At 72.5% G+C, this 12656-nt stretch carries 13 protein-coding genes; 7 read left to right on the plus strand and 6 right to left on the minus strand.

Annotation, left to right across the window (positions count from 1 at the left end; genetic code table 11):
• Positions 1 to 2 precede the first annotated feature (2 nt).
• From ABT070_RS07165 to ABT070_RS07180, 4 genes are read right to left on the minus strand one after another with little or no spacing between them, the layout of a single operon-like run.
• Positions 3 to 971: a cyclase family protein gene (locus ABT070_RS07165; RefSeq protein ID WP_351755843.1), complete on the minus strand. Its 969-nt coding sequence runs from the start codon at positions 969 to 971 to the stop codon at positions 3 to 5.
• Positions 971 to 1993 carry an amidohydrolase family protein gene (locus ABT070_RS07170; protein WP_351755846.1) on the minus strand — a complete coding sequence of 341 codons (1023 nt, stop codon included), beginning with the start codon at positions 1991 to 1993 and terminating at the stop codon, positions 971 to 973. The genes ABT070_RS07165 and ABT070_RS07170 overlap by 1 nt, the downstream gene beginning before the upstream one ends.
• On the minus strand, positions 1990 to 3114 hold the full coding sequence (locus tag ABT070_RS07175; protein WP_351755848.1) for an FAD-dependent monooxygenase: 1125 nt from the start codon (positions 3112 to 3114) through the stop codon (positions 1990 to 1992). Before ABT070_RS07175 ends, ABT070_RS07170 begins: the two co-directional genes overlap by 4 nt.
• Positions 3115 to 3157: 43 nt before the next feature.
• The gene (locus tag ABT070_RS07180) at positions 3158 to 3454 is read right to left on the minus strand and encodes an antibiotic biosynthesis monooxygenase family protein (protein WP_351755851.1); all 297 of its coding nucleotides are present in this window, start codon (positions 3452 to 3454) and stop codon (positions 3158 to 3160) included.
• A 263-nt stretch (positions 3455 to 3717) separates the two neighbouring features.
• On the opposite strand from ABT070_RS07180, the gene ABT070_RS07185 reads away from it, so the two are divergent.
• From ABT070_RS07185 to ABT070_RS07205, 5 genes are all read left to right on the plus strand, one after another.
• Complete coding sequence (locus ABT070_RS07185; protein ID WP_351755853.1) at positions 3718 to 4767, plus strand: fumarylacetoacetate hydrolase family protein; 1050 nt, start codon at positions 3718 to 3720, stop codon at positions 4765 to 4767.
• Complete coding sequence (locus tag ABT070_RS07190) at positions 4764 to 5699, plus strand: VOC family protein (RefSeq protein WP_351755855.1); 936 nt, start codon at positions 4764 to 4766, stop codon at positions 5697 to 5699. The genes ABT070_RS07185 and ABT070_RS07190 overlap by 4 nt, the downstream gene beginning before the upstream one ends.
• A gap of 82 nt (positions 5700 to 5781) precedes the next feature.
• Positions 5782 to 7083: a histidinol dehydrogenase gene (gene hisD, locus ABT070_RS07195; RefSeq protein WP_351755857.1), complete on the plus strand. Its 1302-nt coding sequence runs from the start codon at positions 5782 to 5784 to the stop codon at positions 7081 to 7083.
• Positions 7080 to 7850: an SDR family NAD(P)-dependent oxidoreductase gene (locus tag ABT070_RS07200; RefSeq protein ID WP_351755860.1), complete on the plus strand. Its 771-nt coding sequence runs from the start codon at positions 7080 to 7082 to the stop codon at positions 7848 to 7850. Before hisD ends, ABT070_RS07200 begins: the two co-directional genes overlap by 4 nt.
• Positions 7851 to 8101: 251 nt before the next feature.
• A complete protein-coding gene (locus ABT070_RS07205; protein WP_351755863.1) occupies positions 8102 to 10003 on the plus strand; it encodes a hypothetical protein in 1902 nt (633 codons plus the stop codon).
• A gap of 2 nt (positions 10004 to 10005) precedes the next feature.
• Here ABT070_RS07205 and ABT070_RS07210 read toward each other — a convergent pair whose 3' ends face one another.
• Positions 10006 to 10413 (minus strand): nuclear transport factor 2 family protein, encoded by a 408-nt coding sequence (locus tag ABT070_RS07210; protein WP_351755865.1) that lies wholly within the window; start codon positions 10411 to 10413, stop codon positions 10006 to 10008.
• A gap of 79 nt (positions 10414 to 10492) precedes the next feature.
• Between ABT070_RS07210 and ABT070_RS07215 the strand changes: the two genes are divergently transcribed.
• Together ABT070_RS07215 and ABT070_RS07220 are read left to right on the plus strand one after the other, a co-directional pair.
• Positions 10493 to 11056 carry a PadR family transcriptional regulator gene (locus tag ABT070_RS07215; protein ID WP_351755868.1) on the plus strand — a complete coding sequence of 188 codons (564 nt, stop codon included), beginning with the start codon at positions 10493 to 10495 and terminating at the stop codon, positions 11054 to 11056.
• 5 nt (positions 11057 to 11061) lie between these two features.
• Positions 11062 to 11829: a class I SAM-dependent methyltransferase gene (locus tag ABT070_RS07220; RefSeq protein ID WP_351755871.1), complete on the plus strand. Its 768-nt coding sequence runs from the start codon at positions 11062 to 11064 to the stop codon at positions 11827 to 11829.
• Here the strand turns inward: ABT070_RS07220 and ABT070_RS07225 are convergent.
• Complete coding sequence (locus tag ABT070_RS07225; protein ID WP_351755874.1) at positions 11807 to 12568, minus strand: GntR family transcriptional regulator; 762 nt, start codon at positions 12566 to 12568, stop codon at positions 11807 to 11809. The two genes, ABT070_RS07220 and ABT070_RS07225, sit on opposite strands and share 23 nt — an antisense overlap.
• Between the last annotated feature and the right edge of the window lie 88 nt (positions 12569 to 12656).

Here is a 12656-nt window from a genome sequence, read left to right on the forward strand (position 1 = left end):
ACTCACTTCACCGCGATGGGGTTGACCGGCGCGCCCACCGCGCCGGTGACCGGCAGCGGGGCGGCGACCAGCAGGAACTCATGGACACCGTCGGCCGCGCAGTCCTCCGCGAGGGCCTCCAGGTCCCACATCTCGCCGAGCGGCAGGCCCATGTTGGGGATGGCGATCTGGTGCAGCGGGGACATCGCCGGCTCGGCGAACTCGTACGGCCGTACCTCCAGGCCCCAGGTGTCCGTGGCGATCGCCGCGATCTCCGTGCGGTGCAGCCAACCCAGGGTGGTGAAGGACAGCCCTGGCGCGTCCCCGGCCGCGTATCCGCCCCAGGCGCCGAGCCGCCGAACCCGGCCGAGCTGACCGGTGCGCACCAGCACGAGGTCGCCTCGGCGGACGGTCGACGTGGCACCCTGCGCCTCGATCGTGGCGCGCAGATGCTCCTCCAGGACGGCGAAACCGTCCGGGAGTTCGCCGTGCTCGTCGCCGACCGCCCGGCCGACGTCCAGCAGGACCCCGCGTCCGGTGAAGGCGTCCGCCATGTGCTCGATGCCGGTGACCGAGTCGCCGTCGCCGTTCACGACGGTGCACGAACGGCCGTTCCACGCCTGCTTGTTGTCGAATATGTGGCCCAGCCCGTCCCACTGGGTGGAGGCCTGCAGAGGCATCACCACATGGTCGTCCGCCCCGCCGAAGCCGTGCGGGAATCCCTGGGTGCCCGCGGCCGCGTCGGACCCGGTGTCCTTCATGTAGTGCACGGGGTTGATCCGGCCGCGGAACCCGCGCTGCGGCCCCGCCTCGTTGAACTCCAGGGCGAGGGAGAAGGAGCGTCCGCGGCGGACCAGGCCCGCCGCGTGGGCGCGTATCGCGTCGTCCAGGAAGTTGAGCGTGCCGAGCACGTCGTCCTCGCCCCAGCGACCCCAGTTGCGGTACGCGGAACGGGCCTTGGCGAGCTCCTCCTCGATGGGACCGAGGGTCATCACGGGTGTCCTTTCAGCAGCAGGTCGAGTGCGGTGCCGCCGGCGACGGCGGCCCGGTCGGCCGGGGCGAGACCGGCGGCGTCCAGGCGGGCCAGCGGATCGTCGACACCCATGTCGAACGGGTGGTCCGTGCCGAGCACCACCCGGTCGGCGCCCACCTCCGCCACCAGGTGCCGCAGGGCGCGCGGGGTGTAGACCAGCGAGTCGAACCACATCCGCCGCAGATACGCGCTGGGCGGCTCGGCGCAGCCGCGCGCGTCCCGACGCACCCGCCAGGCGTGGTCGGAGCGCCCGATGTACGTCGGCAGACAGCCACCGCCGTGGGCGGCCACCAGCTTCAGACGCGGGAAGCGGTCGAGGACCCCGGTGAAGATCAGGTGCGAGAGGGCGACCATGGTCTCCACCGGCTGCCCGACGGTGTTGCCCAGGTAGTGCGTGGCCAGCCGTTCGCCCAGTGAGCAGCCCCAGGGGTGCACGAAGACGACGGCCCCCGTCTCCTCGGCCGCCCGCCACACCGGGTCGTGCGCCGGGTCGGCCAGCTCGCGGCCGTGCACGGTCGTGGAGACGCTGATCCCGTGCAGGCCGAGTCCGCCCACCGCCTCCGCCAGGAGCGTCACGGCCAGGTCCGGGTGCTGGAGCGGCACCGTGCCGAGGCCGTGCAGGCGGGCGGGCGCCGAGGCGCAGTGCGCGGCGACGGCCTCGTTGACGGTGCGGGCCAGCCGTGCTGCCGTCGCCGGACCGGTCCAGTAGTGGTGCATCGGCATCGGACCGACCACCTGCGCGTCGACGCCCATCGCGTCCAGGTCGGCGAGCCGCGCGGACACCTCCGTCAGCCTCGGCCGCAGCCGCTCCAGCTGGGCGCGGTTGACGGCCAGGGAGGCGGGGGAGTGGGCCCGCCGTTCGGCGGCCAGTTCGGCGGCGAAGCCGGGTGTCCCCGCGACGATCGCCTCGGCGGCCGGGACGGCGAGATGGCCGTGGAAGTCGACGACGGGTGTACCCGGCGGGCCGGCGGGCGCGCTCACGCGGCCGCCGTCAGGGAGTCGAGGGTCTCCGACATGATCCGGGCCGGGTCCGCGCCGGGCGTGTCGGGGTGGATCTCCCACTCGGCCAGCCGCAGCGAGTTCTCGAGCACCATCCGCACCCGGGGCAGCCGCCGGGCCATGAAGCGGTCCAGGGCCTTCTCCAACGGCTCGTCCCCGGTGACGAGTTCGGCCAGGAGCACCGCGTCCTCCAGGCACATCGCCGCTCCCTGGGCGATGAGCGGCGGACAGGCGTGCGCGGCGTCGCCGACGACCATCGTCCGGCCCCGGTACCAGGGCTCGTCCACCAGCACCGCCTCGATCCAGCGGTAGTCGACCGCCGTGTCGTCCGGCAGCGAGGCGATGATCTTCGCCCAGGTGCCGCCGTACCCGGCACCGCGTTCGCGCATCAGCGACAGCGGGGCCCGCGGACCCACGAGGGAGGCGTCCAGGTTCTCGTCCAGGAGGTAGGTGTAGCAGCGGTCGACGGAGATCGGGCTGTAGCCGGCCTTGAAGCGCGGGCCGCCGTAGTAAACCTCGTGGCACACCATCTCCGGAGGCCGTTCGGCGACCACCCGGAAGATCGACATCCCGACCGGAGCGGGCCGGGCCGCGATCCCGATCAGCTCGCGCATCCGGGAGTTGATCCCGTCGGCGCCCACCATCAGGTCGTAGCGGCCGGTGCCGCCGTCGGTGAAGGTCACGTCCACGTGGTCGGCGGATTGATCGATCCGGTCGACGGTGAGCCCGAGCCGCACGGTGACGCCGTGCGCGTGCACGGCGTCACACAGTGCGTCCTGCAGGTCCGACCGCAGCGCACCCGCGGTCGGGGGCAGGTCCGGCCCCCCGGTGTGCGGAGTGGGCAGCTCCGCGATCAGCGTGCCGTCGGCCCGCAGCAGCCGCAGCACGTCGAACGGCACGGCCCGCTCGAGGACCCGGTCCAGTACGCCCACGGAGCGCAGCGCCTTGAGCGCGTTGCCCTGAAGGGTGATGCCGTGGCCCACGCCGAACCACCGGGGGGAGATCTCGACGAGCTCGACGTCGGCGCCGCGCTGGGCCAGCGCGACGGACAGCACGCTTCCGGTGATGCCGCCGCCGACGACGAGCACCTTCTGTACGGGCATGGGCGATCCTTGCGGACGTAGGAACAGGTGGAGGCGATCGGGTTCAGCGCGGGTCGGGCTCGTCGTAGTGCTCCACGGCCGGCGGCGCGGCGAAGAACGGTCCGACCAGCGCCCGCCAGCGCCCGAAGCGCCCGGACTCCCGGAAGCCGACCGTGTGGGCCTCGACGGACTCCCAGCCGACCAGCAGCAGAAACGCCCGCGGCCGTTCGACGCAGCGCAGCAGCCGCGCCCACCGGAAGCCGTCGGCCTCCGCGAGCACCTCCCGCGCCGTGCGGAAGACCTCCTGGAACTCCTCCTCCCGGCCGGCCTCGACGGTCAGTTGGGCATGCTCGACGACCACGGCGAACTCCGTTGGTTTCCTCGGGACGGGGTGCTCCGAGCCTGGTCGGCGGCCGCCCGCGCGGTCAACGGATCGAGGCATCGCCAAGGGGGACGTCATCCATCCCGGACGGCGATGGAGGTGCCGCGCGGTGAAGCCGCGCCCCGGCGCGGCCGGGGGCGGGCACGCCGGTGATGGCAGGCATCGCCAACGGCCATTTCCGCCGCCGCCCCGGGCTGCCTAGCGTCGACGGCGAGCCCCCACCCGGACGAGGAGAGCCGCCCGTGCCCGATCCACTCCCCACCCATGCCGGACCCTTCGCGCTCGGCACGTTCCGGACCGCCGCCGCCTCCGACGACCCGCCACCCGGCCCCTTCCCCGGTCTGGTGACCGGTGCCCGGGTGCGCGACCTGTCCGACCTGGTGCCGTCCGTGCGCGCCCTGGTCGAGGACTGGGACACCTGGCTGCCCCGCCTCGCCGAACTCGCCGGACCCGCCGCGGACGGAGGCGCCGACGGCGCCTGGCACGATCTGGCCGGCCTGCGGATCCTCGCCCCGATCGAGCCGGGGCAGATCCTCCAGAGCGGTGCCAACTACCGCAAGCACGTGGTCGATCTGGTCGCCGCCGAGAAGGAGAGCGTGCACGGCGCCACCCCGCAGGAGGCCCGCGCCGACGCCGAGAAGATGATGGACGAGCGGATCCGCGGCGGGGTCCCGTACGTCTTCCTCGGCTCCCCGCGCGCGATGTGCGGCCCCTACGACGACATCGTGCTGCCCGCGCTCGGCGAGCAGCACGACTGGGAGCTCGAACTCGCCCTGGTCATAGGGAAGGCGGGCCGCGACATCGAGGCGCGGGACGCCTACGACCACGTCGCCGCCTACACCGTCTGCAACGACCTCACCACCCGTGACCGTCTCTACCGGCCCGACCTGAAGGCCATCGGCACCGACTGGTTCACCGCCAAGAACGCCGACACCTTCCTGCCGACCGGACCCTTCCTCGTGCCCGCCGCCTTCGCCGGAGACCCCGGCGACCTGCGGATCACCCTGCGGCACAACGGCGTGGTGCGGCAGGACGAGTCGACCAAGGACATGATCTTCGGCATCCCGCAGCTCATCGCGTACGTCTCGACGACCACCACCCTGCGCCCCGGCGATCTGCTGCTCACCGGCTCCCCGGCCGGCAACGGCGCCCACTGGGGCGTGTTCCTGCGCCCCGGGGACGTGCTGGAGGCGGAGATCTCGGGGCTGGGCCACCAGCGCAACGCCGTCAAGGGCCACCGGCGCAACACCGTCAAGGGCCACCGGCGCAACACCGTCAGGAGCGCACCGTGACGTCCTCCCTCATCACCCATCTCCGCCATGTCGACCTGGCCGTACCGGACTTCGCACGGCAGCGCGCCTTCTACGGCTCCACCTGGGGCCTGACCGAGGTGGCGAGCGACAGCGGACTCGCCTTCTTCGCCGCCGAGGGCAGCCCCGAGAACTATGTCGTCCGGATCCGCGCGGACGAGCGCAAGCGGATGGACCTCGTCGCCTTCGGGGCGGTGTCCGCGGGAGCCGTCGACGAACTCGCCGTACGACTCGCCCGGGCCGGGATCCGGCTCATCGGTGAGCCGGGGGCGCTGGACACCCCGGGCGGCGGCCACGGGCTGCGCTTCTTCGACCCCGACGGCCGGGTCGTCGAGGTCTCCGCCGAGGTCGCCACCCGCACCCACCGCAGGATCGAGGAGCGCGAGGCCGTCCCGGTCCGGCTCTCCCACTGCGTGGTCAACTCCCAGGACCCGGAGCGGCTGCGGGACTTCTACGTCGGGCACCTCGGCTTCCGGCTCACCGACACCCTGTACTCCGCGCACATGGGCGACCTCATGTACTTCCTGCGCTGCAGCCCCCTGCACCACTCCTTCGCCATCGCGCGCGGCCCCCATGTCTCCCTGCACCACGCCTCGTTCGAGATGCGGGGCGTCGAGGAGTACATGCGCGGCACCGGCCGGGCACTGCGCGCCGGGACACGGCTGACCTGGGGTCCGGGACGGCACCTCGCGGGCGACAACACCTTCTCCTACTTCCACGACCCGCACGGCAACACCGTGGAGTACACCACCGAACTCGCCGTCCTCGAAGAGGACCTCTGGCACCCCGGACGCCATGACGTCGACGACCCGCTCACCCAGGACCAGTGGGGCACCGCCGACCCGATGAGCGAGTCGGTCGCCAAGGAGCAGTTCAACGACCCCGACGTGCTCTTCGAGGCGCCGCCCGTGTGAGGCCGGCTCCTCCCCCCTCCTCCCTCCTCCCTCTCCCCTCTTCCTTCTCCTCTCTCCCCTCTCCCCGAGAAAGGCCGCAGTCGTGGCAGAGATCCTGAAGCACGCCGTACCCCGGGCCGAGGTGACCGCCTCCCTCGACCAGGTGCGCGCGACCGTGTCCGACGTCCTCGCGGACGTGCGCGAGCGCGGTGACGCCGCCGTGCGGGAGTACTCCGAGAAGTTCGACGACTGGAGCCCGGAGTCCTTCCGGCTGTCCGAGGAGGACGTCGCCGCGATCGTCGCGTCGGTGCCCGCACAGGTCATCGAGGACATCCGGTTCGTCCAGGAGCAGGTGCGCGCCTTCGCCCGCCGTCAGCTCGACTCCCTGGGGGAGTTCGAGGTGGAGACGCTGCCCGGGGTACGGCTCGGACAGCGGCATCTGCCCGTTCGGGCGGCCGGCGCGTACGTCCCCGGCGGACGGTATCCGCTCACCGCCTCCGCGCACATGACCATCGTGACCGCGAAGGTGGCGGGCGTACCGAGGGTCGTGGCCTGCACACCGCCGATCCGCGGCGAGATCCCCGCGGCCACCGTCGCCGCGATGCATCTCGCGGGCGCGGACGAGATCTGGCTGCTCGGCGGGGTGCAGGCGGTGGCGGCGATGGCCGTCGGCACGGACACCATGCGGCCCGTCGACCTGATCGCCGGGCCCGGCAACGCCTATGTGGCGGAGGCCAAGCGGCAGTTGTTCGGCGAGATCGGCATCGACCTGTTCGCCGGGCCGACCGAGATCCTCGTACTCGCCGACGAGCACGCCGACCCGTTCGTGTGCGCGGTCGACCTGCTCTCCCAGGCCGAACACGGCCCCGACTCCCCGGCCGTCCTGATCACCACCTCGCGGGCGGTCGCCGAACGGACCGTCGCGGAGGTCGAACGGCTGCTGCCCGGCCTGCCCACCCGGGACTTCGCCGGGCCCGCCTGGCGCGACCACGGCCAGGTCCATGTCGTCGACTCGATCGACGAACTGTACGCCCTGGCCGACGAGTTCGCCTTCGAGCACGTGGAGGTGCTGACGGCGGAGCCGAGGCTCGCCCTGGAGCGGATGACCCAGTACGGCGCCCTGTTCCTGGGCGAGGGCACCTGCGTGTCCTTCGGCGACAAGGTCATCGGCACCAACCATGTGCTGCCCACCCGGGGCGCCGCCCGCTACACCGGCGGCCTGTGGGTGGGGAAGTACCTCAGGACCGTCACCTATCAGGAGGTCACCGACACCGCCTCCCAGGCCCTGCTCGGCCGGCTGTGCGGGCGGGCCTCCCGGGTGGAGCTGTTCGAGGGGCACGCGCGCTCCGGTGACGTACGCGCGGCTCGGGCCGCGGGTGACGAGCTGCCCTGGAACACCGCGTGAGCCTCGCCGGGCGGACCGCGCTCGTCACGGGCGGGGGAGGCCCGCTGGGCCGGGCGTTCGCGCTGACGCTCTCGGCCGCGGGCGCCCGGGTTCTCCTGACCGGCCGCAACCGGGCGAGCCTCACCGAGGCTGCGGAGCGGGTGGACCGGCGGGGCGGCGCGGCGCGTACGGCGGTCTGCGACGTGTCCGATCCGGAGTCGGTGCGCTCCCTGGCCGCCGAACTCGCCGACGAGGACGTGTCGTTGCTCGTGAACAACGCCGGGGTCGCGGGCCCGGTGCGGCCTCTCGTCGACGTCGAGCCCGTGGAGTGGGACGAGGTCTTCGCCGCCAACGTCCGCGGGGTGTACCTGATGTGCCGGGCGTTCCTGCCGCCGATGCTCGCGGCCGGACGCGGTGACGTCGTCAACGTCGCCTCCGTGAGCGGCAAACGCCCGCTCCTGAACCGCACGCCCTACACCGCCTCCAAAATGGCCCTGCTCGGCCTGACCCGGACCCTCGCCGGTGAGGTGGGGCCGCTCGGCGTGACGGTCAACTCCCTCTCACCCGGCCCGGTGCGCGGCCCGCGCATGGACCGCAACTTCCGGCTCACCGCCGAACTGACCGGCCGCACGGTCGAGGAGGCCGAGCACGACTTCGCGTCCCGGGCCGCGCTGGGCCGCCTGATCGAGGAGGACGAGGTCGCCCGGGCCCTGGTGGCGATGCTCGCCATGCCGGGGCTGTGCGGGGCGGACATCGACCTGTCGGCGGGCATGATCGCACCCGCCTAGGCGACGCCTTTCACCACCCTGTGTCACCACTGTGCACCGGGCGGCGCGATCCGAGGCATCGGGTTCCGCAATGGGTGCGCACACCCTCTACTGCCAGGTGGAGGGGGCTGATTCACTCCCTCGTGCGCACCCCCGGTGCCCCCGCCCGTGCCGTCCGGGCCTTTGTCGCCGACGGCGGGCGCTCACGCTGCGCGACGACGCACCCGGTCCTGGGGCGCGACGGCGCGAATCGACCTCTGGGAAGGCAAGCAATGACGCTGATCACTCGACGCTCGGTCCTGATCGCCGGTACCGCCACGGCCGGCGCGGTCCTCGTCCCGACGGCCACCGCCACCGCGGCGGCGAAGACCTCCGGCAGGACGCTCACGGTCGGCTCCGGCGAGACGTACGAGGTGGCCGCGACCACCCGCCTGAGTGTGCTCGCCCTCGCCGAGGGCGGGGCGCTCGCGGCCCCGGCCGGCCACCGCCTCACCCTGACCGTGGACGGCGTCGAGACCGGACAGCTGCTGACGGCGACGGGCGGCACCGCCACCCTGATCCGGCCGGGTACGTACCGCGGTGACGTCGTCCTCACGGTGGCGGCCGCCAACGACGTCACCTACGAGAGCCTCACCTTCCCCTTCCGGCAGGCCCTCTACGTCGACGGCGACGGTGTCGACCGCGACCGCTCCGTCCTGGCCGCGGTGACCGGCGGCCGGCTCACCGACACGCTCGCCCGGAGCATCTCGATCGCCTCGACCGGTGAGTGCTTCGACGGCGTCTTCGTGCAGGACGGCACCTACACGCTGCGACGGCCCGTCATCTCCCTGACCGGCAACGGCCGTTGCGACTTCGCCGGCTACGGCGCTGCGGTCGTGGGCGACGGATCCGGCACCACCCTGGTCGTGGACGGCGCCCGGATCAGCACCAAGGGCGTCGTGCGCACCGGCGTCATCTCCGACGACGGCGCCAACGTGGTGGTGAAGAACTCCACCGTCCACACCCGCAACGGCGTGCTGCCCGCCGACTACCGGGCCACGGTCGAGACCCCGTACATGGAATCGGTGCCCTGGATGCTGGGTCTCGACGGCAACGTCCGGGCCACCAATCTCATCGGCCGGAACAGCAGGGCCACCTATCTGAACTCCACCGTGTTCTCGGAGACCTGGGGCGCCCTGTCCGTGGAGGGCGGCAGCGGGCTGAAACTCACCGCGATCAACAGCCACATCGGGAACACCGGGGAGTACGGCTACGGGACCTACGCCATCGGCGACGCCACCGTGCGGGTCCTCGGCTCCCGGTTCGACGTCGGCAGCTACGCGACGATCATCGCCGGACCGGCCGCCGTCGTGCACTACGGCGACAGCACCCGCGAGGCGGTCGCCGCCCTCGACGCGGAGCTGGAACTCGGGCTCACCCGGGCCGAGTCGGCGGCCCTGCCGGTCCGCAACACCGTCGTCGACTCCGGCCACTTCGGTTTCATGTTCTTCGGCGCCGGCACGCTCACCCTCGACGGCGGCACGGTGATCAACTCCGAGCGGGCCACCTTCCTCAACAAGGGCCAGCAGACCGCCATCGCCGTCGACGGGTCCGGCGGCGCCCGCCTGAACCCGCGGGACGGCGTCCTCCTCCAGATGATGGAGCTGGACGACCCGGGGCCGGTCGACGTCGGCGGCAGGATGATGAACGTCGGCGTCTACACCGAACCGACGACCGACCCCGTCAGGAACGCCTCCTTCGACGTCACCGCAGTCCACTCCACCGACGGCGCGGCCACCTTCACCGACATCGACCTCGAGGGCGACTTCTACAACGCCATGCGCGGCGGCAAGAACATGGTCCTCACCTTCGAGGGGTCGGCGCTCGAGGGCGTCATCTCGGCGACGAAGGCGGTACACCGGGTGCCGTCGATCGACGCGTCCACCTTCCACGAGCTCGGCATCGTCACCAACACCGCGCGGCCCGCCGTCAACAACGGCGTGATCGTCCGGCTCGGCTCCGGCTCCACCTGGACGGTCACCGGGACGTCGTACCTGACCTCGCTGACCCTGGCCGCCGACGCGGCCGTACGGGCGCCGCGCGGCAGGACGGTGACCCTGGCCGTCGACGGGACGCCGACGGCCCTCACGCCCGGGGCGACCTATGCGGGAGCCCTCACGCTCACCGTGGCCTGATGTCAGGAGGCGGCGGCCGACCGGGCCTCCGCCTCCTTCAGGATCTGGTCGAACTGCGCCCCCATCGCCGCCGCGAGGGCCTGGGCGCCCGACAACGGGCGGACCATGACCGTGAGTTCGTCGATGAGCCCCTCCTCGTCGAGGTGGATGAAGTCGCAGCCGGTCAGCTCCCGCTCGCCCACCCGGGCCCTGAACACCAGCGCGTGGTCACGTCCGTCGGCCCCGTCGAGCTCCCGCTCGTAGCGGAAGTCCTCGAAGACCCGCGTCACCCCGCGCAGGATCGACGCGGTGATCGCCTTGCCCGGGTACGGCTTGAACACGACCGGGCTGGTGAACACCACGTCCTCGGCCAGCAGTGCTTCGACGGCGTCGAGATCGCCGGCCTCGACCGCCTCACGGAACGCGCGCATCGGATCACCTCATAGCATGATTAGTAAATTTATTGAGTAGGTGCCGATGAGAATAGTCACCTCCTGCTACCGTGTCCATATGTCGCTCAAGTACGCCGTCCTGGCCGCCCTTCTGGAAGGCGAGGCCTCGGGCTACGAACTGTCGAAGGTCTTCGACGTCTCCCTCGCCAACTTCTGGCCCGCGACCCCCCAGCAGCTCTACCGCGAACTGGAGCGCCTCGCGCAGGACGGCCTGATCGAGGCACGGGTGGTGCAGCAGGAACGCCGTCCCAACAAGCGGATGTTCACCCTCACCGAGGCCGGCCGCGCGGACCTGGACGCCTTCGCCGCCACCCCGCCCCGGCGGCCCACCGCCATCCGCGACGAACTCCTCATCAGGATCCAGGCGATGGACGGTGTGGACCCGGAGGTGACCCGCGGGCTGGTCGAGGAGCGCAGGACCTGGTCCCGCGCCAAGCTCGACCGCTACCTGCGGGTGCGCGACCGCCTCCTCGACGGGCGCACCGAGGACGCGTACCTGAGCGAGGCCGACCGGATCGGCCCCTATCTGACGCTGATGGCGGGCATCGCCTTCGAGGAGACGAACCTGGCCTGGTGCGACCGCGCCCTGCTGCTCCTGAAGCGGCGGACGGCCGTAGGCTGACACGGATGTTCAGTCCCGAAGGCCCCACCCTGCGCGAACTCGCCGTCCAGGCGCTGTCGTCCGTCGAGCACGGCTACGACCTCCTCGCGCCGAAGTTCGACCACACGCCCTTCCGTACCCCGGACGCCGTCCTGGACGCGGTCACCTCGGCCCTGAAGGACTCCGGCCCGTACGAGGACGGCCTCGACCTGTGCTGCGGCACGGGGGCGGGCGTCGAGGTCCTGGCGACGGTGTGCCGCGGGAGTGTGACGGGCGTCGACTTCAGCGCCGGCATGCTGGCGCAGGCGCGCCGGCGGACCCGTCCGGCGAGCCCCCGGGTGTCCTGGGTGCGCGCCGACGCCCGCGCCCTGCCCTTCACCGCCGCCTTCGACCTCGTCGTCAGCTTCGGCGCGTTCGGGCACTTCCTGCCCCGCGAGCTGCCGGGCCTGTTCGGCCAGGTGCGGACCGCGCTGCGGCCGGGCGGCTGCTTCGCGTTCCCCGTCCTGGCCCCGCCCGGGCCGTCCTCCCCGGCCTTCTGGACGCTCCTCGGCTTCGACGCCGTGATGCGGGTGCGCAACGCCCTGTGGCGGCCGCCGTTCGTCATGTACTACCGCGCGTTCCGGCTCGGCGAGGTGCGGCGGGAGCTGGAGCGCGCCGGGTTCCGCGTGGACCTCCGCGCCCTGCCCGAGTTCGGGACGAGGAGCGACGGAAGTCCACGGGTCCGCATGGTCGAGGCGCGCCGGACGGACGGCCCGGCAGGCCCGGACGGGATCACCCGGCCGCGGGCAGCGTGAACGCGTAGACCAGGGCCTCCCGCCGGGTGTCCACCACCAGGTCGGTGATCTCCAGGGGGCGCGCGTACTGGTCGTGCACACGCCGGGTGACCCGCATCGACGGGTCGTCGTCGAGGTGGGTGATGCAGTCCCGGTGGTGCAGGGTCAGGCCCGCCCGGCGCATCCAGTCGTAGGCCCGCCGGAGCTCCGGGGAGGCCTTCGAGTCGGCGCGGTCACGGTAACGGCCCAGTTCCTCGACCTCGGCCAGGGCCACCGCGGAGAAGGACGTGACGGCCGTACGCAGACCGCGTCCGTCGGCGCGGGCCGACTCGTAGCGGTGCACCAGTGTCGGCCGGTGCGGGGCGATTCCGAGCGCCTCGGCGTGCTCGGGCGGGGGAGCCTCCCAGCTCAGGGCGGCATGGGCCACCGCCGACGGATCGTCCGCGGGCCGGGCGCCCACGGGGAAGGCCAGGAAGGACGGGGTGCCGAGCGGCCCGCCCGGCAGGGCGGCATGGCTGCCCCGCCGGTCGGTCTCGACCAGCCCGTCGCCGCGCAGGACCTCCAGGGCCTGCCGTACGGTCTGCCTGCTGACGCCGAAGTGCCCGGCCAGCCGCCGCTCGGCCGGCAGCCGTTCGCCGGGCGCGATGGTGCCGTCGCGCAGCTCGCCGAGCAGCTCCGTGGCGATCCGCCGGTACAGCGGTCCGTCGTCGTCGGGGTGCGGGTGGACGTGCGGGGTGGTGGGGGTGGTGCTGCGGGCCATGCCGCGCGCCTCCTGTGAGTGACGTGCCGTGGTCGTGCGGACTCGGTGCGCCACCAGATCTAGCATTGGTCTAAACCAGCAGGGAAGG

The organism is Streptomyces sp. NPDC002884 (assembly GCF_040295245.1).
Lineage (GTDB): Bacteria > Actinomycetota > Actinomycetes > Streptomycetales > Streptomycetaceae > Streptomyces.